Consider the following 23,816-nt stretch of genomic DNA (forward strand, 5'->3'; position numbering starts at 1 on the left):
CGACGCGCTCACCGGGCGCTCACCTACGCGCTCGGGGTGGCCTCTTCGACCTGAGCGCGCAGGCGCTGGGCGGTCGGCCGGGAGACCGGCTTGTCGGACAGGCCCGCGTCGGTGAGCGCGTCGCGGATCTCCGTCCACTCGGGACGGCGCCCGAGCTCGGTGTAGAGGAGACGGATGCGAGCGTGGCGGCGCTCGGTCAGCGCGTCACTCTCGCTGCGAGAAAGAGCGCCCTCCGCTCGCTGAGCGTCGTCATCCTCCGTGGCGCGCTCACCCTCGTGAGCGCCGGAGGTGAGCGCCGGGCGCTCGCGCTCACCGCGAACCTCGCCCGAGGTGAGCGCGCTCATGTCCGGGCGAGCGTGCTCGCTCTCCTCCACCCGTTCGACGGTGGGCGCGTCCTCGGGGGTGAGCGTGTCGGCGAGCGCGGCGGGCGCGGAGCCGAGCTTGAGCGCCATCCGCTGCTCCAGCGGAGCCTTGCTCCGCCACCGCCACCCGTGCTCTTCCTTGAGCTGCGCTCGCAGGTAGGTCTGCTCCTGGAGGCGGGTGAGCGCCTCCTCGTAGGAGGTGATCTCCCACAGGATCATCCGGCGGCGAAGGCGGGCGGTCGGGATCGGAGCGAGGATCCAGCGCGAGCGCCGCACCGTCTCCATCCGCTTCTTGCCGGTGACCGCGCCGATCCGCGTGCCGTACACGTGCGAGGCGATCTCCGAGAAGATCACCCACAGCAGCGTGAGGGCTGCGTGCCCCAGACGGCCGCCGGCGGTGGACGACGCCTGCCAGTTCAGGTAGACCGTCACCGCCGTCAGCGCCCGGGGCACCCACCGGATCCAGCGGAGCTCCATGCCCATCCGGATCAGGATCAGGCTGGCGCCGGTGAAGGCCGGGATCGCGACGTCGATGCCGACGGGCAGCAGCCACGGCCAGTCCCAGCCCCAGGTGGCGGCCTTGGTCTCCAGCGCGGTGTAGGAGGACAGCAGCCCGAGGGTGGAGACGACCGTGGCCGCCAGGACGATCGCGACGACCAGCACCAGCTCCTGCCCGGACAGCGGCGGCACCCCGCCGGCGGGCCGGGCGTCATTGCGGGCCTTGCGCCGTGCGGCGCGCGACTCGGTCCGGATCTCCCGGCGCCGCGCCCGCTGCACGGTGCGCTGCGTCGCCGCCTCGAGGACCCGGTCCGCTTCGGCTCGGGCCTGCGCGGCGGCGGCCTGGTCGGCCGTGGCCTTCGCCGCTGTCTCCCGGGCCGTCTTCGCGTCGGCTTCGGCCTGCTCGCGCAGCCGGGCGACGTCCTTGTCGGCGGCGGCCCGCAGCTCCTCAGCGGAAGTGCGGGCGTCGGCCAGGGCGCGGTCGGCGTCGGCACGAAGGCCGGCGGCCACCTTCTCGGCTCCGGCCCGCACCTGCACGGCCTGGCCGTCCGCGCTCTCGCGCATCCGGTCGGCCTCGCCCCTCGCCCGCTCCAGCACCTGTTCGGCGTCGGTGGCGGCGCGGGTACGGGTCTCAGCCGCGGTGCGCTCCGCACCGGCCAGCAGCTCGGTGCGGGCGGTCTCCGCGTCGGCGAGGACCTTCGCGGCGGCCTGCGCGGCCTCGGTGCGGACCTGCTCCGCCTGCGCGGTCGCCGTGGTGGTGACCTCCTGCGCCCGGCGGTTGGCGTCGGCGAGCAGCTGCTCGGCAGCCGCCTTGGCGTCGGCGAGGACCTGGTCGGCCTCACCGGCCGCCGTCGACGCGACGGTGTCGGCGTCGCGGCGCGCGTCGGCGAGCAGCTGCTCCGCCGTCGCTTCGGCGGCAGCGCGGACCTGGTCGGCGTCGGCGGCCGCGGTGGTGGCGGCCTCCGAGCGGACCTGATCGGCGTCCGTCGCGGCGGCGGCCAGGAGGCGGGACTGCTCCGCGGTGGCGGCCTCGGTGATCGAGGCCGCCTCGGTGCGGGCGCCGTCCAGCAGCTCGGTGGCGCGCACCTTGCCGTCGGCGAGGATCTGCGCGACGTCGTCGGCGGCCAGGTCCCGGAGGTCGGCGGCGCGGTCGATGGCATCGGCGAGGACCGGGTCGGCTTCCTCGAACACCAGCGGCACGCTCTCCTCTTCCTCGGGGGCGGCGGCCTGGGCGGGGATGGAGGCCGGCGCGGCCGGTGCCTTGGCGTGCCCGGCGCGGGGCTTCGGGTTCGCCGCGGGCTGGCGCCTGCGACGGGTGGCGGGCTTGGTGGCCACGGGGTGTCCTCTCTCTTCCGGGCGCCTCCGTACAGAAGGGGCACCGTGGATCTGCGGCGGTGGGTAGGGTCGTGACCAGGCCCTCCGGGACCCCGGCAGCTCTAATGCCGGGGGCTCGGAGGGCCGTTGTGCTGGGGTGGTCAGTTCCGGGCGGGAAGCGCGGCGGCGTCCTGTACGAGGTGCTGGCGCAGCCAGGCGACGGCGGCCGGGCTCATCGCCCCGGTGTCCGGCTCGCTGAGCGGCGCGATGTCGATGTCGTGCATCGCGTCGGCCGCCGGGAGCGGCCGCATGTAGTCGGGGTCGATCCCGGCGCGGTAGCTGAGGCTGCCCAGCTCGGTCAGGTCGTAGAGGACCTTGCCGGTGTCGACGTGTTGCCAGGAGCGCTCCACCCGGCCGACGAACGTGTGGCCGGGCTTGCCGAGCCAGAACCGTTCGACGTTGCGGAACAGGACGATGTCGCCCTTGATGTAGCGGGTCTGCGGCTGGACGGCCTGCGTCTGCGGCTGCTGTGCCATGGGCTCTCCTCGTATCGCGTGCTCCGGCGGGGCCGGGCGTCCGGGCTGTCCGGCTCTCAGTCACCGCCCGGCCCCGGCCGCCAGGAGTTCGGCGGTCGGGGCCGGGCGGATCAGGCAGCCGTCAGACCGTGGCGAGGGGCCGGTGAGGGGCGATGATCTGGCCGTCGGGCAGCAGCTCCCCGGTGTCCTCGAAGAGCACCAGGGCGTTGCACAACAGGCTCCAGCCCTGCTCCGGGTGCGCGGCCACGACCTGCGCGGCCTCACGGTCGGAGCTGGCGGCCGTCGGGCACTTCGGGGTGTGCTTGCACTCCGAGTCCGGCATCCGGGAGGCGCTGGTGGGGGTCGTCGCGGTGTCGAGCTGGTGGCTGCGTTCCATGGGGCTCTCCTGCGGGGGAGGAAGGCGATCCCGGGATTTTCCCGGGCTGGAGACGTGCGAAAGGCCGGCAGCCCGTCGTGCGGACAGCCGTTGTGCGGCAGTGCTGTGGGGCGGGCCGGAAGTTGCCCGCCGCTCCCGTCAGGCGGTGCGGTTGCGGGCGGCGCGGCGCTTGAGGGAGCGGCGCTCCTTCGCGGACAGTCCGCCGAACACGCCGTAGTTCTCGCCGCGCTCCAGCGCGCCCTGGAGGCAGGACTCCATCAGCGGGCAGCGACGGCAGACAGCCTTGGCTTCCTCCTCCTGGAGGAGCGCCGGGCCGGTGTCGCCGATCGGGAAGAAGAGCTCGGGGTCCTCGTCGGCGCAGAGCGCGCGGGGGCTCTCGACGATCTTCGTGGTGTCGGCGCCGTAGTAGGGGGTGCGTACGATGGAGCTGTTCATCAGGGCCTCCCAGAAGGTCCGTACGACAGCCCCGGGGGTGCATCCCCGGGGCTGTTTGTGTGGTGGCGGCCGGATGGCCGGAGCGGGGGTGAGCTCCCGGCGCTCTCCGCCGGCCCCGCCCGTGTGGGCGCGGGGGCGACGGGCAATGCCGGGGGATCGGTCAGCGGCGGTTGTTCTCCGACCGCTTGTTCTGCTCGCTGTTCTTCTTCGACAGGTCCTCGCGCTCCGCGTCGGTCAGGCTCGTGATCGCGTTCATCACTTGCCGCCCCTCGCCCGGCGCAGCGCCTCGTCCATGTCCGGGTCCGAGTCCGTGTTGCCGAGCGGGCGTGCGATGCTGTTTCGCATCAGGTCCTCCGATTCAGGTCCTGGACAGCCCCGGGGGTCTCAAGTCGCCGGGGCTGTCGTGCTGTTCAGGCTGTTCGTACGAGCAGCCACGGCCCCGGCCTCCCCTCTTATGGGGTGGCCGGGGCCGTGGTCGTTCGTCGTCCAGTCCTACCGGGTGAGCTGCTCTTCCTGCGTCGCCAGGAGAGTGATCGCGCTCATCAGGTCGGCGCGCTCCCAGTCGGTGAGCTGCGGGGCGTCGGCCTTGCGCGGGTTGAGCGTCTGGATCAGCGCGGCCAGGGTGTCGCGGACGCGCCGGAGGTCGGCGTCGGCGACCGTCTCGGAGACGTTCTGCCACTGCTGCTCGTGCAGCAGGCGCAGGCCCCACGCGCGGCGGTCGTTCCAGTCCTCGCGGTCCATCTGCGCCGCGCGGCGGGCGGGGGCGAGGCGCTTGGTGTGCGCGGCGAGCTGGGCGAGGCGGCGGCCGTCGGTGCACCGGGAGGTGAGGTCGGCGGCGCGCAGGATGTTGCCCTTGTCGTCCTTGATGGAGCAGGTGGTGCAGCCGCGGACGTGGGCTTCGTCCAGCTTGCGGGCCGTCTTGTCGTCGACGGCGCCGCCGACGATCTGCATGACGGCGGGGGTCGAACCGGTTTTCGGCTTGCGGATCACGCGGGTGGAGCGTCGTCCGTTCGTCTGGGTCAGGCCCTCTTCCAGTCGCTGGAACCACTGGTCGACGGTGAGGTTGACGGTGACCAGGCGGTGGCTGCCGGGGCAGCGGATCGGGTCGTCGGTGCCGGCCTTCTCCGTGTGGTGGGGGACCAGTTTGGGCCGCGAGCTGTGCGGCGTGCTGATCGGCACCCAGGTGCGGCAGGTGGGGCAGACCAGCGTGGAGTAGGCGAGGTCGACCTCGTGCGGCTTGAGGCTGGAGACGACGAGCGGGGGGAGGGTGCTGATGGCGCGGGACCGGGCCCGGCGCGGACGCTTCTGAGCGGCGAGGTCACGGGTTCGCGTAGCCATGAGGGCTCCTTCGTACGGAGGGTCAGGGGTGCGTCGCAGGTGCTCTCTCCGCCTCTCCAGGCCGCACGGCGAACCGGCGTCCTGGAGGACGGACAACGCATCAGCGCTGCGGGGTGGTACTCGCTGCAGACCATGGGCGGAGGAGTTAGAGGTGCCTCGGGCTCCGGCCACCGAGGTGGCTAGGGCTTTGGACTCCGGCCACCGAGGTGGCGATCTGCTGCGATGGTGCTGGTCAGACCGAGCTTCAAGTAGTCGACTTAGATTGACTACTCAATGCCCGACGCAATGAAGCATGCACGGTGCGCGACACCAGGTCAAGCTCTTCGCCTACATTGACTAGTCATTCACGGGCATGTAGACATCTCCCATGGCAGTCAGCGGCAGGGCACGGGCCCTCTATCAGCGCATCGCGGACAAACTCCGCGCTCAGATCACCGACGGGACCTTGGCCCCAGGTGACCGGCTGCCGACCGAAGCAGAGATCGCGGCCGAATGGGACACCACCCGTTCGACGGCCGTGCAGGGACTGAAAGTCCTGGTCAACGAAGGTCTCATCATCAGTGACCGGCCCCGCGGCTACTTCGTCCGCAGTCGGCGACCGATGGTGTACCGACCGCAGGGCGAGTTCCGAAAGCGTCCACTGTCGCCAGAGATGGACCAGTTCCTCACCCAGATGCACGAGGAAGGCCGGGAGGCCAGTCAGTACATCGAGGTGAAGGTGGAGACGCCGTCGCGACACGTCCGCGAGCGCCTCCAGATGAACGAGGGCGAGCTGGTGGTTGTTCGCCGGCGCGTCCGGTTCGTCGACGGCATCCCGTACAACACGAACGACTCCCACTTCCCGCTGTCCCTGGTCCAGAACAGCGAGATCATGAACCCGGACGACATTGCCCGCGGCGCGAACGTCGTGCTGGCGGAACTGGGGCACGAGCAGGTCCGCGCCCTCGATGAGCTGCACGTCCGGATGCCGACGCCCGAAGAGGCTGACCGCCTCCAGCTCGGCCCCGGCACGCCCGTCGCCGTGCACCTGTGCACCGGCTTCACCACGGATGGAAGGCCCGTCCGCGCGGTGGTCAACGTCCTGCCCGGTGACCGGCACGTCATCACCTACGAACGCAGCCGGCCACCGGTCGCGGACGCCCTGACGATCCGCCCTGCCATCGCCACCGATCTGCGTACGGTCATCGACCTCTGGGAACACGCCGCCTCGTGGCTCAACGAGCGCGGCATCGACCAGTGGCAGTACCCGCCCCGCGAGGAACGCATCAAGGCGAACATCGAAGCTGGCGAGTGCTGGATCGTCGAAGCCGACGGTGCGCCGGTCGCGACCATCACCGTCGACGAGCACGCCGACCCTGACTTCTGGACCCCATCCGAGGCCAGCGACCGCGCGCTCTACGTGCACCGCATGGTCGTGCGTCGCGACGTAGCAGGACAGGACCTTGGTTCGGCCATGCTCGACTGGGCTGGACGGGAAGCGCTCCAACAGGGCAAGCAGCTGCTTCGCCTGGATGCGTGGCGCTCCAACGACGAGCTCCAGCGGTACTACAGCGACCGTGGATTCGTGCACGTCCGGACCGTGGAAGCGGCCGACCGCAGCAGCGGTGCCCTGTTCCAGCGCGCGGCCAACTACAGCCGTGGTGGCGGACCTGAACTGAAGACCGAACTGCCCGACAGCACTCACTGAGCAACACCCCCTCGCTGAGCTCGGAAACCGTTGCTTCGGTTCTAAGCCCGGGGAGCTGCAAGTTCCAGATCTGACATGTGGCCGGGCGAACTGGCCACATCAGCCACAGGATTGGGGCGGGATGGCACAGAAACCGAGGGAGTTGACGCCCTGGGTGTCCCCCTTACACAACTGGGGCTACCAGCTGCGCGAGCTGCGGAATTCGCGAGGTCTCAGCCTCCGTGAACTCTCGAAGCGGACTCGCATCGACCACGCCCACCTGGGGCGATTCGAACGAGCGGAGCGCCCCGCCGACCGCACCCAGGCGGCGCTCCTGGACGGCGCCCTGGACGCCAGCGGGATGCTGCTCCGCCTCTGGGAGCGGATCGGTGACGAGCGTGGCCATGTGGCCAATCCGCCCGTTCATGTGGCCAAGTCGTCGGTGAACCTGGCCTTGGCGGTGGCTGACCAGGCAGCGTCGGACGGTGAGGGGATCTCGGTCCCGTGTCGTCTACGTGATGGGTCGGTGGTCTGGGTGGCTCTGGAACGGCGTGCACTACTGCGCGCGGGGGTGGGGTTGGGAGCCGCTGCGGCGGTTGGCATGGGTTCGCCGGCGGCCGCGGACTCGGACGGCGTGCCGGGCCTGGTTCGCAAGGCGCGGGCTGCGTCGGCTTACGGCTCGACACCGGTTGAGCACCTGCGCCGCGCCCGTCGCCATCTGATCGACGGCGACAACCTGCTTGGGCCGCGCCACGCCCTCAAGACCACGCGCGACTACATCGACGTCATCCAGCAGCTGCGCCGGGAGGCGAAGGGCACCGACCGGCACGACCTGATGGAGCTCCAGACGCAGTACGGGGAATTCCTGTCCTGGCTTCACCAGGACCTGGGCAACCCGGACGCCGCGTCCTACTGGCTCGACAGGGCGATGCAGTGGTCCTACACGGTCGGCGACACGGACCTGACCACCTACGTCATGGCCCGCAAGGCACAACTGGCCGGCGACACCGCCGACCTGGTCGACGTGGTCGACCTCGCCGAAGCCGCCCAGCGGATGGCCCGGCCCCGCAGCCGGCTCGCCGCTGTGGCCCGCACCTACGAGGCGTACGGGCACGCGTTGCGCGGTGACGCCAACGAGAGCGAGCGGGCCATCGACGATGTCCGCAACGCCCTCGATGGCGCCTCCGCCGATCCCACCCCGTGGGGCGTGTGGCTGAACGCTTCGTACGTAGAGGTCCACCGCGCGCAGGGCCTGGAGGCCCTCGGCAAGCACGACCAGGCCGCCGACGCCTTCGCCGACGCCATCCGACTGATGCCCGGCGACTACCACCGCGACCGCGGCGTCTACATGGCACGGCAGGCCGTGGCCCTGGCCGGTGCCCGCGATCCGGAGCGGGCCGCGACGGTCGGCATGCACGCGCTGACTGTCGCCGCCGACACCGGCTCCGGCCGCATCACCAACGAGCTCGCCCGGCTCGACACGGCCCTGATCCCCTGGCAGCGCGAGTCCTCGGTCTCCGAGTTCCGCGCCGCCTTCGACTCCACCCTCGCCCACGAAACCGGAACGGATGTCTGAGCAGATGACTGCCCGCCCGTACGTCGTGCTGTCGGCCGCCATGTCGGTCGACGGCTACCTGGACGACACCAGCCCCGAGCGGCTGCGCCTGTCCAACGCCGCCGACTTCGACCGCGTCGACCAGGTCCGCGCGGAGTCCGACGCCATCCTGATCGGCGCGAACACCATGCGCCGGGACAATCCACGCCTGCTGGTCAACAGCGATGAACGCCGTGCTCAGCGCGTTGCCGACGGCAAGCCGGCCTACCCGCTCAAGGTGACGGTCACCCGGACCGGGGACCTGTCCGCGGACCTCAATTTCTGGCACCACGGCGGCGCCAAGTTGGTCGTCACCGTCGACAGCGCGGTGGAGAAGGTCCGGGCGACGCTCGGGGACCTCGCCGACGTCGTCAGCGTCGGACCGGACCTCGACTGGGTCCTGGTCCTCGAGGAGCTCGGGCGTCGCGGTGTCGGCCAGTTGATGGTGGAGGGCGGCGGAACGATCCACACCCAGCTCATGGCGCAGAACCTCGCCGACGAAGTGCACCTGGCCATCGCGCCGCTGCTGGTGGGTCAGCCGGAAGCGGCCCGCTTCCTCGGTGCCGCCGACTACCCGGGCGGGTCGACCGCCCGCATGAAGGTGCTGGAGGTGCGGGCGATCGATGACGTGGTCTTCGTCCGCTACGCACCGAAGGAGCGCACCGCCTGATGTACGCGCCCGACCGAGACCAGGACCTGCGCTGGATGGAGCGCGCGATCGGCCTTGCCGCGCTGTGCCCGCCGGCTGCTGGTGCCTACTCGGTCGGCGCGGTCATCGTCGGCGAGGACGGCACCGAGCTGGCATCCGGCTACTCCCGGGAGGCCGACCCGCACGAGCACGCGGAAGAGGCCGCGCTCGGGAAGCTGCCCGTGGACGACCCCCGTCTCGCCGGGGCGACGATCTACAGCACTCTGGAGCCCTGCTCACAGCGGCACTCGCCGCGCACCCCGTGCACGCAACGCATCCTCACCGCTGGAATTCCGCGGGCAGTCATCGCCTGGCGCGAGCCGAGCCTGTTCGTCGACGACTGCGTCGGCTACGAGCAGCTGGTGGAGGCCGGGGTCGTGGTCGTGGAACTGCACGAGTTGGCCAAGTCCGCGAAGTCGGTCAACGCGCACCTGGGGGACCTTGCATGACGGAGCAGCTGCACGTGATCGGATCGCCTGGCAGCCGGGCCGTGAAGATCGGCATCGTCGCGCCGTCTTGCAGGGGACCGCACAGGGTGAGGACGAAGGGGGTGACATTCGGGGGTGACATCCAAATGTCACCCCCGAATGTCACCAGACGCCGCGTCCGATCGCGTGCCACACTCGCCGCGGTCGTTCCCCTTCCCGTGTGGCGGGACGGTTCACGAACAAGCTTCCCGTCAGGTGGGAGCGGCGGGGTTGCGAGTCGGCGAGCGCTGGAACTGCCGCTTGAAATCTGTTCGGATTCAGGGGCACCAAGGGGTTCCACCTGCGCGTTCTCACGTCAGGAGCGGGACTGTCATCAACGGGGGGAGGGGAGTCGGATGGGGCCAATCGGTGTCTCGTGCGGCAACACGCTCGTTCTCGTTACTGAAGATCGTCCGGATCATGTATCTTTTCGGGAATCATTGCCTACGGTGGAGGTTCCGATGTCTGATCCGCTGAGGCGAATTGACGCCCTGGTGGAGGAGGACACCCTCCCCACGCTCAAGGTGCGGCAGCAGCTCCGGCTCGCCGCCGGCCTCACGCAGTCCGAAGTTGCTGAGGCCATTGGCGTCAAGCGTCTTGCGATCGCGCGCTGGGAGGCCGGGGCCACCCAGCCTCACCGCGGGAACCGCCGCGCGTACGCGCACCTGCTTCGGAAGCTGGCGGAGAAGTATCCGGATGCCGCCATCGAGGGGGCGTCCGATGAGGGATGACTTCGCGGTACCGCCCGTTTCTGGGTTCGCCGACTCCGCCTTCGGTATCGAGGGGGTCGGGATGACCTAGGTCATCGGCCGCGCGCGCCAAAAGAGTGGACTGGTAATCCACTTCGGCCTCGCGCGGCCCGTCTCGCCGCCTGGTCTAACAACCAGGTCGGCTGCCTGGTCCCGGTTGGCGCCGGTTCCAGGCTCCAGCTCACTGAGCTGGTCTTTCTAGTGCAAGCAACACCCCGCCTTGGCAGGCGGGTCGCACAACCGCAGTCGCCCCTCTGGCAGGGGGCGTCCGCACGCTCCAGAGGCCCCTGGCAGGGCCAATAGAGCACCCGTCCGAGTCGCCACAGAAGGAAGGAAGTCCCGCCTCTGGTTCGTCGTCCGGTGCCCGCTCCTCACGGAGGGGGCGCAACAACCAAACGAACGGATTGGCCGGCCCCGGCAGGGGCTCGGTCGGTCCACGCATATGGAAGTTGGTTGCTCTCATAGTGCACGACTTGGTGTCCCCCTGTCAGCTTGGCTTCGCCCGTTTCACCCCGGTTCGGGAGCGGCGGGCTTCCCGCACGGCGGGATTGGCGCGGCCGTTTTTCCCGGTTCGGGTCGTTAGTCCGGCATGTGCCCCCCGGTCGAAAAACTTCGTCTGGAGCGTCACACGCGACCCGGATTTTCAACCTGTAGAAGGTGTGACCCCCTCTTCTCGTTCTGATCTGTCCGCCTCCGCTCTCGTTGTCCACAGGCCCGCCGCTGCTCGCCGGACTCTGTCCACAGGGGAATCCCCTGATGCTGCCGGGATGATCGTTCGCGCCTGCTTGCCCGTGTCCACGCACAGCTCTGTCGCGGCGGTGGGTCGATGAGCGCGGTCGCGGCGTCGGCCGCCCCGCTCATGCATCCCCGCCCGGAGTTCGGCGGGGCGTCGCGTCGTCGGCTGCGGTCGGTTTCGGCGCAGGCCGGTCCGGTCGCGTCGCTGGAGCTGGGCAACCCGCTCCAGCTGTCGAAGACGATGCGGGCCAGGCTGCTCGCCGCGGTGCGTGCGCTGGTGTCGTCTCCGGCGCTGGCCGGTGCGTCGGACGGCGCGCGGCTGGCCTCGGTGGTGCTGATGGCGAAGGCGAACGTCCGCGACGACTACCAGGCGTCGATCTGGGCGGCGGAGCTCGGTCGGTGGCTGGGGGTCTCCCAGTCGACGGTCGCGCACACCGTGCTGCCCGAGCTGCGCGGTGCCGGTTTCCTCGGCTCGAACATCGCGACGAACGCCTTCGGGCACGCGACGGGCCTGGAGTGCTGGGTGATCCCGATGTACCGGGCGCAGCAGGCCGGCGACCGGCGGCACGCCCTGGCACTGTCCCGCTCGGAGCTGGCGGTGCTGCTGAGCCTGATCACCGTGCTGTTCGGTCCGGGGTGGGCGCCGAAGGACAAGGCGCCGGTCCCGGCCGGGCTGCTCGCCGGGCGTACGGGCCGGGGGGCTGCGACGGATCGGCTCGGGCTGCTGCTGATGGTGCTGACGACGGGTTCGGCGGGCTGGCTGCAGCTGTGCCCCGGGTCGGTCGACACCGACCGGGGGCGTCCGGCGGCGACGGTCGCGCGGCTGCTGGGCTGCACGGCAGCGGCCGGGGCGAAGGTCCTCAAGCGCCTCCAGGAGCACGGCGTCGCGGACGTGGTGCGCAAGGAGACCGGCTCGGGCCTGAACGCGCAGTCGCGGGTGCGCCTGGTGCCGGTCGCCAAGGCCCACGGCGTGGCCGTTCGGGAGGCCCGCCGGGTCGCGGATGCCGTGTTTTCAGACCTCGCCGGTACTGCATCCGGAGATCTTGAGTCCGGCGAGACGGGCGAGACCCTTGTGGTTACTGGGATCGAGGGTGCCGGGCAGGACGGGATCGGCGGATCGGCAGACCTCGCCGCAACTGCACAGCACCACGCTCTCCACGCTTCTGGGGTTACTCCTGGTGGTTCTCTCGCGCTCTCTGGTGGCTTTTCCGGCGAAGGCCGTGGGGCGACCGGTGGTCTGCCGGACCGCGCGTGCGTGCGCGAGGACGGCGGCCCGCTCCGCGGGGAACAGCAGGAGAAGTCCCCGGTCGTCGAAGGCATGAACGGCGGCCGCAGGCCGGTGGCCGGAGCTCCGGTGCGGGTCGTGGACGGTGCAGGCCAGGGCAGGCAGCAGCGGGGGAGGGTGCCTCTGCCGCCGGAAGACCTGCGGGCCGTCCTGGCTCCGGTCGACCTGGTGTGGGCGCGCCTGGAGCGTCCGGCCGCCCGGAAGCTGGTGGAGGCCGCCGCCCGTAGCGAGCTGGCCCGGGTGGTCGGCCTCGCCGGCCGTACGGATGCGCCGCAGATCCTGGCCGACCGGGTCGCCCGGCGCCTGGAGGACCAGATGCGGCTGGGCGGGCCGATCCAGGACCCGGTGGGCTGGCTGATCGGCCTGGCCCTGCCCCAGCGTCAGCGGTGCGGCGACGTGCGGTGTGACGACCGGGTGCTGCTCGACTCCGGTGCGGACTGCCCGCGCTGCGAGGAGAAGCAGGCCGACCGCCGCGACCAACGCCGTGCGGTCGCGGCCGCCGTCGACGCGGCGATGCCGCACGCCTCCGAGACCGAGCGCCGCGCGGCGACCGCGCAGCAGCTGCACCAGGACGTCACCGCCCAGGCGTGGATCCGCGAGCACCGGTGGGCACAGGTCCGCGAGCAGCAGGCCGCCGCCGCCAAGGCCCGCGCCGAAGCCGCGGCCGCGCCGCCGACCTTCGAGGCCCCGGCCGCGCCGGTGGCCCCGATCGTGCTGCCCGCGCCGCGGCCGGTCGTCGTGCCCGACCCGGTCGACGGCGACGACCAGGAGCAGGAGCTTGTCCTCGAGGACCTGACCCGCGAGCAGGTCCGCGACTGGCGGGTGCGCGGGTCGAAGGACCACAGCGTCGTCTTCGACCACATCGACCAGTACGGCGAGACGTCGGCCAGGCGCCTGTTCAGCAACCAGCTGGTCAACGAAGCGCAGCGCCTTTCGGGCACGCACCACCTGGTCCTCGGGCACACCACCTGGGGGCAGGCATGAGCGAAGGCGAGGTGTCCGGGGTCGACCTGGCCCGGGTCGCGCTGCGGGCCGCAATGGAGGCGGCCCGGAAGAACGGCGCCGGCCAGAAAGCGAAGAAGAAGCCGCGGGCCGTCACGGCGGTGCGGCGCGACGGGCGCGAGCCGATGGGCCTGGGCGTGGCGATCGGCGCGCTGGTCACCGAGCGGGCCTGGGAGCTCCCGGCCGCCGGCGCTTCCCTGCGCGAGCGGTGGGCGGCCATCGCCCCCGAGCTCGCCGGGCACGTCGCCGCCGTGTCGTACGACGCGGACTCCGGCCAGCTCACGGTGTGCCCGGAGTCGTCGGCGTGGGCGACGAAGGCCCGCCTGGAGCAGACCCGTGTCATCGCGGCCGCCAACAAGGCGGCGGGCCGCACCGTCGTGCGTGCCCTGCGGGTCCTGGCGCCCGGCGCCGTGCCCGCGTCCGGTCCGGCCGACGTCGCTCCGGCAGACCCGGCCCCCGCGCCCACCGGTCCGGCAAAGTCCAGGGAGACGGCGTGCGAGGGCTATCGCCGCGCGCTCGCCGCGCACCAGGAGGCCGCCGTGCCGTCCCGTGTGGACCCGGGTATCGCGGAGGCGGTGGAGCGGCAGAACCGGGCGATGCGCGAGCTGTCCCGCCGGGCGTTCCCCGAGACCGATGTCGTCGCGGACGATGCGCCGGCCCCGATCGACCAGGCCCGTACCCAGCGACGCCGTGAAGCCGACGTCTCCCACGCGGCGGCGCTGCGCCGGGCCCGTGCGGAGCGCGCGGCGAGAGAGGCCGGGACGGTGGCGGCGGTGACGCCTCAGCGGGCTCCGCTGCGGACGTCAGCATGAAACGTCGCCTCACCCTCAAGAGTGGTCGTACGGTGTTTGTACGGTAGGCGTACGCGAATCTTACGGTTCATGGGGTAGAGTGTGGGTCAGGAGGTGTTCCATGTCCGAGATGTTCGATGCGGTCGACGCGCTGGTCGCGTCCCGCTCTGCTCTGCCGTCGGCGGAGGAGCGCAAGCGGCTGCGGGTCGCGCACGGCCTGACGCTGGACGACGTCGCCGGCGCCTTGAAGGTGCGGCGGGCCACGGTGTCCGCCTGGGAGTCGACGAAGAAGCCGACCGAGCCGCGCGGCCCGGAGCGTGAGGCGTACGCGCGGCTGCTCACGCAGCTCGCGGAGCTCTACCCGGCCCCGGTGCCCGCCACGTTCACCGGAGCACCCGCACCGGCGGAAGCGCCGACTCTGTCCACAGGCCCGGCACCCGAGGCTGCGGTCATGACTGCAACCGAGAACACCCAGACCCCCGTCCCTGTCGCTGCTGCTCCGGCCGCCGCGTCCCGCCCGGCCAGCACCACCAGGACCACGTCGACGTCGCGGCGTCCCGGCGCGCGGAAGGCTGCCCCGGCCGGGACCCCGGCGGGCGGTGCCGACCCGCGGTTCGAGAACGGCCCGCTGGCGGTCCTGGACGTCGACGACGACGGCAAGGTGCTGGCGTACTGCACCGGCGGCCTGGTCCTGGACGTGCCCGCCAAGTCCCTGCCGTCCCTGGTGGACTGGACGCTGCGCGAGGCGAAGCTCGGTCAGCCGAAGCTGTCCGGGCCGGGCAAGGACGCCGACCCGTTGATCGTCCTCACCGAGGCGGCCCTGGAGCGCTACGGCCTCCCGGCCACCCTCACGGAGGAGGAGCGGCTCGCTGGGCGCCTGCCCGAGGGCCACAAGGTCATCAAGCAGCTGGTCCGTGCGGAGTGGAAGCTGACGAAGCGCGGGTTCGGGCCGTGGGCGAGGATCTACCGCCCGGCGACCGGGTCGGAGCGGGCCTGCGTGCAGCTGTGCATCCCGTCGTGGAACGCGCTGGACACCCGTCACTGGGGTGAGGCCGGGCAGCTTCCGCCGGCGGAGCTCGCCCGCGTCCTGGGCGTGTACGCCTCGCGGGTGATGACGCCGCGCGGTTCCACTGCCGTGACCGGCCTGGAGCTGATGACCGCGCTGCACCCGCCGACCCGGGCCTCCGAGCCGGACGCCGACGGCAAGCGGCACTCCGAGCACAACCCCGGCAGCCTGGGCAAGGACGCCATCGACCCGATGAACTGGCCGCCGTGCGAGGTCCCCGACGGCCACCCCGTCCTCAAGGATCTGCCCCGGTTCCACGTGCGCGGCCCTGGCGAGAAGCTGTTCGAGGAGGCGTACGACTGGGCGCGGCCGATGACCGACGCGGAGTGCACCCTGCGCCACCTGGTCGGCATCGACGTCAACATGGCTTTCGCGGCCGGCGCCAACGGCTTGAACGTCGGCCTCGGTGAGGCGACGCACGTCAAGGCCCCGGTGTTCGACCCGAAGCTGCCCGGCTCGTGGCTGGTGGACCTGAGCCATGTCGACCTGTCCCGCGTGAAGGTCGGCAAGGAGTGGGTGGAGCTGGACGGCAGCCTGCTGCCCTCGCCGTTCACGCCGAAGGGCGAGCGGCCCGAGGGTCCGGCCTGGTACGCGACGCCCACCGTGGCCTATGCGGTGGAGCTCGGCTACGAGGTGCGCCCGCTGGAGGCGTGGGTGCGGCGCGAGAACGGCCGCTACCTGGACGGCTGGTACAACCGGCTGCGGGACGCCTACCTCGCCACGATGGCCGACCTCGGCGTCGACGCCGACCTCGCCCCGGCCGGCTTCCTGACGGCGATGGACGGCTACAAGGCCCGTGACCCGGAGCTGGCGATCGTCGTCTCGGCGGTCAAGGCGACGGTGAAGGGCGGCCTGGGCAAGCTGCGCGAGCGCCCGCGCGGGGAGGGCTGGCGGCCGGGTGAGCCGTGGCGGGCCCTGTCCCGTCCGACGTGGAATCCCCACATCCGCGCGGCGGTCATCTCCCGCACCCGGATCAACCTGCACCGGAAGATCGTCAAGCATGCGGCGTTCACCGGGCAGTACCCGATCGCGATTCTGTCCGACTGCGTCGTCTACGCCGCGAACGGACCGAGCCCGCTGGACTTCCTGCCCTACCGGGAGGGCAAGCCGCTGCCCGGCGGCTTCAAGCTCGGGGTGAACCCGGGCCTGGTCAAGCACGAAGGCACGCAGGACGTCCTGTGGGGCGAAGAGGTCCGCGAGCGGTTCAACGCGCCGGAGCTCAACCTCGCCCGGTACATCAAGGACGGCACCGTCACCGACGTCGACAACGGCGAGTAGGGGAGCAGACAGGCGATGAGCATGTTCGGGGACGGCCTGGACAAGGCAGTGCAGAAGGCGTTCACCCGCCCCGCACCCAAGTCCGCGGGCCCGCAGATGCGGTACATGGTCAAGCAGCTCGGCGGCACGAAGGCGGTCGCCGAACTGCTCGGCATGTCCCAGCGGCAGGTGGAGCGGTACGTGGCGGGCAAGGCCAAGAAGCCGCGCGCCGACCTCGCCGCCCGCCTGGAGCGCGAGGTGACCAAGCGGTGGCAGCCGCAGATCCGGGCCAAGGCCCGCGAGAAGGCGGCGACGACCGGCGGCATCGTCATCGACGCCCGCGCCCGCATGGGCTACACCGCGCCGATCGGGTCCACGGACCAGGACCGCATCCGGCACCTGACCGTCGCCCTGCCGCCCGTCTACGCCGCCCGCCTCTTCGAGGCGCAGGAGGCCGGCGCCAGCGACGCCCAGCTCCAGGAGATCGCAGCCGAAGCACTCAAGGAGGTCTACTTCCAGGACGGCGGCCGCCGCGCCGGAAGCCTGGAAGAGGTCCGGTTCACCGACGTCGAACACCTCGAGTTCGACCTGTAGCAGCGCGCCCCGAACAGCCCGCGAGCCCGGACCAGTTGGTCCGGGCTCGCTCGCGTGGGGAGGGCGCCCGGAATCTGTCCACAGGCGATCCGTGATCCCTGGGAAGCATGAGCGATCACGAGCAGCAGCAGCCGGCCCCGAGCCGCGGCAAGGTCCTGGAGGCCCTCACGCGGGCGGAGCGGAAGGTCTTCACCCGGCCCGCGCCGAAATCCGCGAAGGCTCAGGTGAAATTCCTCCTCACACGGGCGAAGGGATCGACCAAGGCCCTGGCGGAGCGCCTGGGCGTCTCGCGCCGCACGGTGGAGCGCTACCGCGCCGGGAAGCTGACGACCCCGCAGAAGCGCCTCCAGGCCGCCCTGGTGGAGGAGACCGAATCCGAGTGGCAACCGCAGGTCAGGGCACAGGCACGCGAACAGGCGTCCACGTCCAGCGGGATGATGGTGGAGGTGACCGCGTACTTCGGATTCACGTGCACGGGCAGCTCCGACGACGGCCGCATACGCACCATCACCACCCCGATCTCGCCCACCTACGCGCGGCAGATCCTGGCTCTCCAGGAGTCCGGAGCGACGGAGGAAGATCTGCATCCGATCGTCGCGGAGGCCATCACCGAGTCGTATTTCACGGAATGGGGCACCCGCGCCGATGGTCTGCGCGCGGATTTCACGCACGTTCAGGCCATCGAGTTCCTGTTCTGACACGGTCGAATTCAGAGCCTGCTATAAAACAATCCGGCGGGTCGTCGCAGAAGCGCTCTGGCGGCGGCCCGCTCTGATTCCTCACCACGAATGCGAGGCCGATGATGACCAGGATGTGGCCGCCCGGCGGCGGAACCCGTCGACCGCTCGCCCCGCGCGTCGCCGCGCCCCGTGAGCCGGTCGACCCCGCCCGCATCGGCCGCCGCGTCGTACGGCGCCGGGCGAAGGGGATGGACGCCGGCGCTGTCGCGGCGGCCCTCGAGGACGCCCGGTTCGACGCCCGGCAGGCGTCCCGGCACGAGGACCTGGCCGACGACGTCCGCGGCCCGGCGGAGCTCGCGGAGTGGGAGCGCATCGCGCAGCTGCTCGCCGACACCGTCCCGGGCACCGTCTACGACCCGGACACCGACGACGTCGTCCGAGCCGAGCTCGCCGCCGACGCCGCGGCCGCCGCCGCCCGGGAAGCTGAACTGCGCGAGGCCGCCCGGATCGCGGCCCGCGCCGACGAGCTCCAGGCGCTGCGCGAGCTCGGCACGCTGGAGCAGACCGAGCCCCGTACCGGGGACGAAGCCGTCCGGGACGAACTCACCCGGCGAGCCGGCGGGTACGTCCAGGCCGACGTCGACGCCTGGCTCGCGCACGCCCTGGCCGCGCACATCGGGCACTACCGCGACCCGACCGCCCGCGAGGAAGCCGCCGGCCTTCTCCCGCCGCCGGTCCTCACGCACGCCGCGCTCCTCGCCGAACTCGCCCGCCTGGTCCCCGACTCCGACATGGACCAACTGGCGTTCGCGGCCCGGCTCGCCACCACCGAGCCCGAAGCCGCCGGTGCGCTCGCCGCGTTCCTCACCCGCGCCCGCCCGTAGCCCCCTCCGCGATCACCGAGGGTGACTGTCACGCTGTCACGCTGACCGGTGTCACGCACCCCGATCCGGCTGTCACGTCGGGGTGTCACGCTGACGATCCGGCCCGGAACCACGGGCCCGAACCCGGATTTGGGCCACCTCGCCGATCAGCGTGACACCCCTCCCGGAGCGGTTACGGTCCGCATCCGGCCGCGATCCCTCGCCCGCCTGAACAGTGAGCCGATCTGTGTCATCACCCCCCTGTTTCCCCAGGTGGACACGCTCACCTGTGTCACTGTTCAGCTGATCTGTGTCATCGGACAGCGCGCCCTCGTACGAGCCGCCGGGATCGTCCCCGGGCGGCCCGGGGAGTGCGGAAGAATCGCCGGGGTGAGCACCGACAGCGCCACCGCCGCCCTCTACGCCCAGGCCCTGCAGAGCACCGCCGCCGACCCGAGCCGGTGCACCGTGCCGTGGGGCGTGTGCCCCGAGCACGGCGGCACCCTCAAGGCCCGCGCGCGAGCCACCGAGGGCTTCGACTCCTGGTGCACGGACTTCACCTGCTTCAACGTCTGGCCGTACGACCGGCTGGACGCGGCCTGCACCGAGCCGGCCACCCACACCGTCCAGGCCGACAACGGCGACCGCTACGTGGTCTGCGACGGCCACGCCCTGACCGCCCGCACCCAGATCACCGACGGCCAGGTCCTGCCCGGCCTGCCCGCCTGAGCACCCGGGAGGCGCGATGACGACGCACGAATACCAGGTCGTGGCACGGTGCACCGAGCCGTCCCACCCGGGCGCCACCACCCTGATCTACACCACCCACGCCGCCTCGATCGAAGAGGCCGCGGCGAAGGTCCAGAAGCTGCGCATCGACACGATGACTCCGGGCCTCTACCGCATCACGCAGGTCACGGAGCGCGAGCCGGAGTGCACCTGCGCCAACCCCGGCTTCGGCGGGAAGTGCGCCGGCGAACCCTGGTGCGCCAAGGTCGAAGGAGCCGCGGCCGCGCAGCCCGTGCCTGAGTGAAGCCGAGCGGCCCCACGGCCGCCGTACGGCCGATACCGTGGTGGCACACGCCCGTTCGCGCCCTGGAGGCCCTCGATGAGCGAACAGCCGGCCCCCGCCGACACCACCGTCCGGCAGCAGCTGGAGCCCGACGCCGCCGACGGGTTGCGCGCGTACGCGGCCCGGACCCGTGAGAGCGCCGACCAGCTCGCCGCCGTCCTGGAGGACATCGCCGCCAACGGGCTGCCCTCGGTGGAGGACTGCACGCCGTGGGAGGAGCTGCGCGAGGCCCACCTCGCCCGGCTCGCCGCCCAGCGCCCGGCCGTCGCCTGATGCCCACACCGCACGGCCCGCGCCGCGCCCAGATCGCGTTCTCCGACTCCGCCGCCAAGCAGCTGGACACCATCACCAGCGAAGCCGAGCTGCACGCCCTGGACCGCGCCCTGGTCGTCATCTCCGTCGACCCCGACGCCGGCGAACTCCTGCCCGGCGACAGCAGCGGCCCGCGACTGCGCCAGTACGTCGACGACGTCGAACGCGTCCGGCTCGTGTACTGGGTGACCGCCTTGAAGACCGTGGTCGTGGTCGCCTTCATCGAGGTCTGACCCGCGACGTCCTGGACCAGGCCGACCGCGTGCTGCTCGCCCGCGTCGAAGAAGCCGGCGCCGACCGCGACGACAGTCCGCAGCGGATCGGCGTGTCTGTCGTTTGGTGAGGGATCGGGTCCGCCGGTTGGTGAGGGATCGCTCGCGTAAGAGGAAGACCTAGGACTGACTGACCAGATGACGAGCGCTCTCCGCCTCACCCGCCGAAGGCGAGGTACCGGTGGTAGAGGCTGCGCTAGACCTCGCTGACGCGGATGTTCGGTCGGCGGTTCTGGTGGGTGCGCAGCATTCGCACGGTCGGGCGTAGCTCACGACTGTGCCCGTCACCCCGGGGCGTACTTGATCCTTCCCGGCGCTGTGCGGCCTCCTGCGCCGCTCTGAGCGGTTCCGGGCTCCCGGAAGACGATCACGGATCTCTCGAGCTCTCACAGCGGCGTACAGCGCTTCACGCCGTTCGGGTGTCCCCGTGGTTCGTCTCCGGTGCCGGTGTTGTGGCCTCCCGGCTGCGAGCTCCGCTCTCAGGGGGGGGAGAGTTCAACCCGCACGTAGGTACTACAACTACTTACCTACATTGGGGTGCAACGCGGTGCCCGGCCGCGCCCCGCTCGGACGGCCCCCAGCGGTCTCCCGGCGAAGCCGCAGCGGGGATCTCCAGTGCCGACCAGACCTTGCACCCTTCCGCTGCTGTCCGTCCCGCTGCACGGGCTACTGCTCCTGGTCGCGAAGGGTGCAAGGGCAGCAGCGGGGTGCAAGGCCGGGTGCTGCCCCGGCCGCCCGGCTCGCGGTGCAGCACTCGCCCGACCCGGGCGGCACACGGGTGCTGCACGGGTAGCAAGGCGGACCTCACCGGTGCAGCAGACGGCCGCTGCACCGGAGCCGGCTACGCGGACGCGGCTGCTGCAACCGGCGTGCTGGCGGCGTACCCGCCGCCGCGCGAGCAGGCCCGCAGCGCGCAGTCGAAGTACGCGTGGACGTCGACGACAGAGTCCCGGCGGGCGAGCACGTACATCCCCTTCATCGCCTCGAAGGCGGCCTCGATGGGGAGCGTGGTCTCTTCGTGCGCGCCGGTCGCCATGTCCAGGTAGTGGGCGAAACCGAAGTTGTAGGTCCGGGCCTCGTCCGCGTCGACCACCTTCTGGTGGGCCCGGCCGGCTGCCTCGAACCACCTCGCGCCGTCGGTCACGCCCAGGACGTTGACGACGATCGCCAGGAACGGGGTCACGTGTTCCGCAGTCGCGGGCCAGCTGTCGGTGGGCGAGCCGAAGTGGTTGCCCAGCTCCTGGGTGAAGTGGAGGCCGAAGTCGTACGTCACGCCCTACTCGTACCGCGTCGGCCGGCCTTCGGGTGCGCGGCGCGCGGAGCTCCACCTCGGGAACGCTCGTGCGGGCCGTCTCACCTGGGCTTTCCCCTGGAGGGGAACGATGTACGCGTCTGGCAGGCGGGCCGCCGCTCTTGTTCTGGAAAACCAGAACAAGACGGTTCCCCTGGTGATACCGTCGCCCGCGCTGCGCGCCGTTGACCTGGGCTTTCCCCTGGAGGGGAACGATGTGCGACCTGGGGCCTGCCCGGGGGCGGCGCGTGTTCTGGAGAACTAGAACATGTCGGTACCCCTGGTGATACCGACATGTGGCGTTGCGTGCGTCTCGGGCACGCGAACGGCGCCGCACCCTGGGGTGCGGCGCCGTGGCGTCGAGAAGAGCCCTGGAGGGCTACTCAGGCGCTTTGCGCGAGGTTGGCGACCTGGGCGGCGAAGCGGGTCCGCCGCTGCTCGGTGAAGTCCTCGGCGGGCGTCGTGTTGATCTCGGGGACCGCCATCGCGGTGCCGGCGACCCGGCCGCCGGTGAGGATGGGGTGGAGCTGGTAGCAGCCACGGCGCAGGAGCCAGGCAAGGCCGGCCTCCCTCAGCTCCTTGAAGCCGCGGTTCACCGCGGGCTTCCCGGCTCCGAGTTCGTGCGCCATCTCGGCTTGGCTGATGCCGACTGCGCCGTTGTCGGGGTCCTGGAAGGCCAGGAGGACATCGAGCACGCGTCGGGCGGTCAGGGAGATGTCCACGAGAGCGAGCATCCGCAGAGCGTCGCGGGTGAGCGTGATCGGCTCGTTGGACGGGGGGCCAGGTACGTAAGTGGTGCTCACGAGGGCCTCCTGGTCGTTGTCGTCTGGCTCTGAGGATATGCCCGTGCGCGTCACGCGCTCGCCTTCCGGGCGGGCAGGCGGCGGCGCGACAGCGTCACGACCTTCTCGCTTCGGCGGGCGATCTCGGCTGCCTTCTTCGCCTTCGCCCGCTCCGCGCGCCACTCGGCGGGGTAGTCCGGGGCCGGGATGATGCAGGCCGGGCCCTCGGCGGCGTTCCACTCCTTCTGCCACTGCTCCTGCTCGGCGGAGGTGCCGGCCACCGTGAGCCACGGGTTCAGCTGGAGCACGCCCGGCTTCGCGGTCCGCATCCAGCCGATCTGGTGGAAGAACTGCGCGGGCTCGCTCACCGAGGCCGCGGACAGGCTGCACAGCTGCTGGAGGTCGCGCTGGTTGATCCGGACGTACCCGCGCGGCGCCTTCGTCCGGTCGACGCCGTGGTACGCCGGGTCCTGAGCGGCCACGAGCTTGCACCACACCTGGAACCAGCTGCCCGGCATCTTCAGGCTGCCCAGGACGTCCATCAGCAGCCGGGCGTCCAGGACGTAGCCCTTGACCTCCGCGCTGACCGCGAACTCGCGGCCCTGGATCTTCTCAACACTGACGACCATGCCGCCCTTGCCGTCCGACCGGGCGACAACGCGCTGGCCAGGCCGAACAACCGGCAGCTGCTCCATCAAAGCCTCCAGGAAGATCATCGAGTGTGGGCCGAACGGTACCACTAGGGGAACCGTCTTGTTTCAGAGGGGTAGAACACGCCCTGCCTCCAGCGGGTCGCTGCGCCGCCTCGACACGCCCGGAGTTTGTTCTAGATCTCCAGAACAAACCGACCCCCCTTTGTTCTGGAGATCTAGAACACGCCGTTTGGCGTTTTCCCAGGTCAGCGCGTTTTGAAGCCGCGAGCACTCTTAGGTGTCTGTAAGACACCCTCCGGGCCCGTCGGGCGGGTACCGGGCCGGGCGTCACCGAGCTGGCAGCAGCGGGAAGCCGGGCGTGTCCGGCCTCGCCCGCGCCCGTCCCGGGGCTGGGGCGTGGTGGCTGAGGCGGCTTCGCGTGCGGCTCCGCGGCTCGGGTGCGGACCGTAGGCGGCACCAGCGGAGCTGCGTCTCGGGTGGTACCGGCCGTGACGCTCAAAAGCGAGGAAGCGTGGCCGATGCCAGTGGGCGGTTCCGCCGCCCGGCCCCAGGGGGCCATTCGGCTCCGGTACCTCCGCACGCCGGAATTCATCCTTTCCGATATCTGAGGTACCGTTCTGTGGCTCGGGTCCGCAGCTTCCCAATTCGTTATTCCTCGCGTGAGTGGGGGAAACCGAATTCCGGCACTGACCTTGCATCAAAAGCCGCGCCCCGGCCGGGTGGTTGGGGGGTGTCCCGTGTTTCCGCCAACGGTACATGCTGCATCAACCCGATGCATGCACTACACTGGAACTCACGCGAACGAGCGACCCCCACCCTCACAGCCAGCCCGGCCCGCGCCAGCGGGCCCCAAGGGACTGGAGGCGCAGCCGGAAGGACCGTCAGGCGGGGGAGCGCAGCGGACCCGCCCAGGAGCGCGAAGCGCTCCCCAACTCCCCTACTGGAGGCCCCACTAGCCGCACCTGGCACCCCGTCAGCCCCGGCCGCGCACCGCGCGGCCAGCCGGGCGCGCAGCGGCCGGCCCCACCGCCTCCAGGAGCGCAGCGGAGGGAGGCGCCCACGCTCCGCGTGGGCGAAGGGAGCGCAGCGACCGCCCCCCTTGCACATCGCGCAGCGATGTGGTACCCGCTCCGCGGGG

General features: G+C 71.4%; 23 protein-coding genes. 15 read left to right on the forward strand and 8 right to left on the reverse strand.

Translation table 11 applies throughout. From position 1 onward, the window contains the following. Nucleotides 1–23 precede the first annotated feature (23 nt). The 5 genes from ACZ6KY_RS39605 to ACZ6KY_RS39625 form a co-directional block, all read right to left on the reverse strand. On the reverse strand, nt 24–2,195 hold the full coding sequence (locus tag ACZ6KY_RS39605; RefSeq protein WP_469315104.1) for a DUF2637 domain-containing protein: 2,172 nt from the start codon (nt 2,193–2,195) through the stop codon (nt 24–26). Nucleotides 2,196–2,335: 140 nt separating this feature from the next. Continuing rightward, nucleotides 2,336–2,710: a hypothetical protein gene (locus ACZ6KY_RS39610; protein ID WP_469315105.1), complete on the reverse strand. Its 375-nt coding sequence runs from the start codon at nt 2,708–2,710 to the stop codon at nt 2,336–2,338. 121 nt (nt 2,711–2,831) lie between these two features. Beyond that, nucleotides 2,832–3,032 carry a DUF5999 family protein gene (locus ACZ6KY_RS39615; RefSeq protein ID WP_334647036.1) on the reverse strand — a complete coding sequence of 67 codons (201 nt, stop codon included), beginning with the start codon at nt 3,030–3,032 and terminating at the stop codon, nt 2,832–2,834. A gap of 192 nt (nt 3,033–3,224) precedes the next feature. Continuing rightward, nucleotides 3,225–3,521: a WhiB family transcriptional regulator gene (locus ACZ6KY_RS39620; protein WP_334646992.1), complete on the reverse strand. Its 297-nt coding sequence runs from the start codon at nt 3,519–3,521 to the stop codon at nt 3,225–3,227. Between the two features lie 492 nt (nt 3,522–4,013). After that, nucleotides 4,014–4,859, reverse strand: a complete 846-nt coding sequence (locus ACZ6KY_RS39625) for a hypothetical protein (protein WP_469315106.1) — start codon at nt 4,857–4,859, stop codon at nt 4,014–4,016. Nucleotides 4,860–5,226: 367 nt separating this feature from the next. Between ACZ6KY_RS39625 and ACZ6KY_RS39630 the strand changes: the two genes are divergently transcribed. From ACZ6KY_RS39630 to ACZ6KY_RS39700, 15 genes are all read left to right on the forward strand, one after another. Further along, entirely contained in the window at nt 5,227–6,546 is a 1,320-nt protein-coding gene (locus ACZ6KY_RS39630) for a GNAT family N-acetyltransferase (RefSeq protein WP_469315107.1), read from the forward strand. 154 nt (nt 6,547–6,700) lie between these two features. Continuing rightward, nucleotides 6,701–8,101, forward strand: a complete 1,401-nt coding sequence (locus tag ACZ6KY_RS39635) for a helix-turn-helix domain-containing protein (protein WP_469315108.1) — start codon at nt 6,701–6,703, stop codon at nt 8,099–8,101. Between the two features lie 4 nt (nt 8,102–8,105). Next, nucleotides 8,106–8,789 carry a RibD family protein gene (locus tag ACZ6KY_RS39640; RefSeq protein ID WP_469315122.1) on the forward strand — a complete coding sequence of 228 codons (684 nt, stop codon included), beginning with the start codon at nt 8,106–8,108 and terminating at the stop codon, nt 8,787–8,789. Beyond that, the gene (locus tag ACZ6KY_RS39645; RefSeq protein ID WP_469315109.1) at nt 8,789–9,256 is read left to right on the forward strand and encodes a cytidine/deoxycytidylate deaminase family protein; all 468 of its coding nucleotides are present in this window, start codon (nt 8,789–8,791) and stop codon (nt 9,254–9,256) included. The genes ACZ6KY_RS39640 and ACZ6KY_RS39645 overlap by 1 nt, the downstream gene beginning before the upstream one ends. A 479-nt stretch (nt 9,257–9,735) precedes the next feature. After that, nucleotides 9,736–10,005: a helix-turn-helix transcriptional regulator gene (locus ACZ6KY_RS39650; RefSeq protein ID WP_469315110.1), complete on the forward strand. Its 270-nt coding sequence runs from the start codon at nt 9,736–9,738 to the stop codon at nt 10,003–10,005. Between the two features lie 844 nt (nt 10,006–10,849). After that, nucleotides 10,850–13,027 (forward strand): hypothetical protein, encoded by a 2,178-nt coding sequence (locus ACZ6KY_RS39655; RefSeq protein ID WP_469315111.1) that lies wholly within the window; start codon nt 10,850–10,852, stop codon nt 13,025–13,027. Further along, nucleotides 13,024–13,857 carry a DciA family protein gene (locus ACZ6KY_RS39660; protein ID WP_469315112.1) on the forward strand — a complete coding sequence of 278 codons (834 nt, stop codon included), beginning with the start codon at nt 13,024–13,026 and terminating at the stop codon, nt 13,855–13,857. The genes ACZ6KY_RS39655 and ACZ6KY_RS39660 overlap by 4 nt, the downstream gene beginning before the upstream one ends. A gap of 100 nt (nt 13,858–13,957) precedes the next feature. Continuing rightward, nucleotides 13,958–16,180, forward strand: coding sequence for a telomere-associated protein Tap (tap, locus tag ACZ6KY_RS39665; protein WP_469315113.1), 2,223 nt, complete (start codon nt 13,958–13,960; stop codon nt 16,178–16,180). 15 nt (nt 16,181–16,195) lie between these two features. Further along, nucleotides 16,196–16,753, forward strand: coding sequence for a telomere-protecting terminal protein Tpg (gene tpg / locus ACZ6KY_RS39670; protein ID WP_469315114.1), 558 nt, complete (start codon nt 16,196–16,198; stop codon nt 16,751–16,753). 107 nt (nt 16,754–16,860) lie between these two features. Continuing rightward, entirely contained in the window at nt 16,861–17,451 is a 591-nt protein-coding gene (gene tpg, locus ACZ6KY_RS39675; protein WP_469315115.1) for a telomere-protecting terminal protein Tpg, read from the forward strand. Nucleotides 17,452–17,555: 104 nt separating this feature from the next. Then, the gene (locus ACZ6KY_RS39680; RefSeq protein WP_469315123.1) at nt 17,556–18,317 is read left to right on the forward strand and encodes a hypothetical protein; all 762 of its coding nucleotides are present in this window, start codon (nt 17,556–17,558) and stop codon (nt 18,315–18,317) included. Nucleotides 18,318–18,686: 369 nt separating this feature from the next. Next, the gene (locus tag ACZ6KY_RS39685; protein ID WP_428777071.1) at nt 18,687–19,025 is read left to right on the forward strand and encodes a hypothetical protein; all 339 of its coding nucleotides are present in this window, start codon (nt 18,687–18,689) and stop codon (nt 19,023–19,025) included. A gap of 16 nt (nt 19,026–19,041) precedes the next feature. Beyond that, complete coding sequence (locus ACZ6KY_RS39690; protein WP_469315116.1) at nt 19,042–19,329, forward strand: hypothetical protein; 288 nt, start codon at nt 19,042–19,044, stop codon at nt 19,327–19,329. 75 nt (nt 19,330–19,404) lie between these two features. Beyond that, complete coding sequence (locus ACZ6KY_RS39695; protein WP_356616572.1) at nt 19,405–19,641, forward strand: hypothetical protein; 237 nt, start codon at nt 19,405–19,407, stop codon at nt 19,639–19,641. Next, nucleotides 19,641–19,913 (forward strand): hypothetical protein, encoded by a 273-nt coding sequence (locus ACZ6KY_RS39700; RefSeq protein WP_469315117.1) that lies wholly within the window; start codon nt 19,641–19,643, stop codon nt 19,911–19,913. The genes ACZ6KY_RS39695 and ACZ6KY_RS39700 overlap by 1 nt, the downstream gene beginning before the upstream one ends. Nucleotides 19,914–20,793: 880 nt before the next feature. Here the strand turns inward: ACZ6KY_RS39700 and ACZ6KY_RS39705 are convergent. The 3 genes from ACZ6KY_RS39705 to ACZ6KY_RS39715 form a co-directional block, all read right to left on the reverse strand. After that, nucleotides 20,794–21,225 (reverse strand): hypothetical protein, encoded by a 432-nt coding sequence (locus tag ACZ6KY_RS39705; RefSeq protein ID WP_469315118.1) that lies wholly within the window; start codon nt 21,223–21,225, stop codon nt 20,794–20,796. 401 nt (nt 21,226–21,626) lie between these two features. Beyond that, nucleotides 21,627–22,046 carry a helix-turn-helix domain-containing protein gene (locus ACZ6KY_RS39710; RefSeq protein ID WP_469315119.1) on the reverse strand — a complete coding sequence of 140 codons (420 nt, stop codon included), beginning with the start codon at nt 22,044–22,046 and terminating at the stop codon, nt 21,627–21,629. 50 nt (nt 22,047–22,096) lie between these two features. After that, nucleotides 22,097–22,720 carry a hypothetical protein gene (locus tag ACZ6KY_RS39715; RefSeq protein WP_450911968.1) on the reverse strand — a complete coding sequence of 208 codons (624 nt, stop codon included), beginning with the start codon at nt 22,718–22,720 and terminating at the stop codon, nt 22,097–22,099. Between the last annotated feature and the right edge of the window lie 1,096 nt (nt 22,721–23,816).

The organism is Streptomyces sp. NPDC042002, assembly GCF_055588305.1.

Excerpts from the sequence above, each read along its gene's own strand:
- ACZ6KY_RS39610 (WP_469315105.1), bottom strand. The coding sequence starts at position 2,710 with ATGGCACAGCAGCCGCAGACGCAGGCCGTCCAGCCGCAGACCCGCTAC.
- ACZ6KY_RS39615 (WP_334647036.1), bottom strand. The coding sequence starts at position 3,032 with ATGCCGGACTCGGAGTGCAAGCACACCCCGAAGTGCCCGACGGCCGCC.
- ACZ6KY_RS39620 (WP_334646992.1), bottom strand. The coding sequence starts at position 3,521 with ATGAACAGCTCCATCGTACGCACCCCCTACTACGGCGCCGACACCACG.
- ACZ6KY_RS39625 (WP_469315106.1), bottom strand. The coding sequence starts at position 4,859 with ATGGCTACGCGAACCCGTGACCTCGCCGCTCAGAAGCGTCCGCGCCGG.
- ACZ6KY_RS39630 (WP_469315107.1), top strand. The coding sequence starts at position 5,227 with ATGGCAGTCAGCGGCAGGGCACGGGCCCTCTATCAGCGCATCGCGGAC.
- ACZ6KY_RS39640 (WP_469315122.1), top strand. The coding sequence starts at position 8,106 with ATGACTGCCCGCCCGTACGTCGTGCTGTCGGCCGCCATGTCGGTCGAC.
- ACZ6KY_RS39645 (WP_469315109.1), top strand. The coding sequence starts at position 8,789 with ATGTACGCGCCCGACCGAGACCAGGACCTGCGCTGGATGGAGCGCGCG.
- ACZ6KY_RS39650 (WP_469315110.1), top strand. The coding sequence starts at position 9,736 with ATGTCTGATCCGCTGAGGCGAATTGACGCCCTGGTGGAGGAGGACACC.
- ACZ6KY_RS39655 (WP_469315111.1), top strand. The coding sequence starts at position 10,850 with ATGAGCGCGGTCGCGGCGTCGGCCGCCCCGCTCATGCATCCCCGCCCG.
- ACZ6KY_RS39660 (WP_469315112.1), top strand. The coding sequence starts at position 13,024 with ATGAGCGAAGGCGAGGTGTCCGGGGTCGACCTGGCCCGGGTCGCGCTG.
- tap (WP_469315113.1), top strand. The coding sequence starts at position 13,958 with ATGTCCGAGATGTTCGATGCGGTCGACGCGCTGGTCGCGTCCCGCTCT.
- tpg (WP_469315114.1), top strand. The coding sequence starts at position 16,196 with ATGAGCATGTTCGGGGACGGCCTGGACAAGGCAGTGCAGAAGGCGTTC.
- tpg (WP_469315115.1), top strand. The coding sequence starts at position 16,861 with ATGAGCGATCACGAGCAGCAGCAGCCGGCCCCGAGCCGCGGCAAGGTC.
- ACZ6KY_RS39680 (WP_469315123.1), top strand. The coding sequence starts at position 17,556 with ATGACCAGGATGTGGCCGCCCGGCGGCGGAACCCGTCGACCGCTCGCC.
- ACZ6KY_RS39690 (WP_469315116.1), top strand. The coding sequence starts at position 19,042 with ATGACGACGCACGAATACCAGGTCGTGGCACGGTGCACCGAGCCGTCC.
- ACZ6KY_RS39695 (WP_356616572.1), top strand. The coding sequence starts at position 19,405 with ATGAGCGAACAGCCGGCCCCCGCCGACACCACCGTCCGGCAGCAGCTG.
- ACZ6KY_RS39700 (WP_469315117.1), top strand. The coding sequence starts at position 19,641 with ATGCCCACACCGCACGGCCCGCGCCGCGCCCAGATCGCGTTCTCCGAC.
- ACZ6KY_RS39715 (WP_450911968.1), bottom strand. The coding sequence starts at position 22,720 with ATGGAGCAGCTGCCGGTTGTTCGGCCTGGCCAGCGCGTTGTCGCCCGG.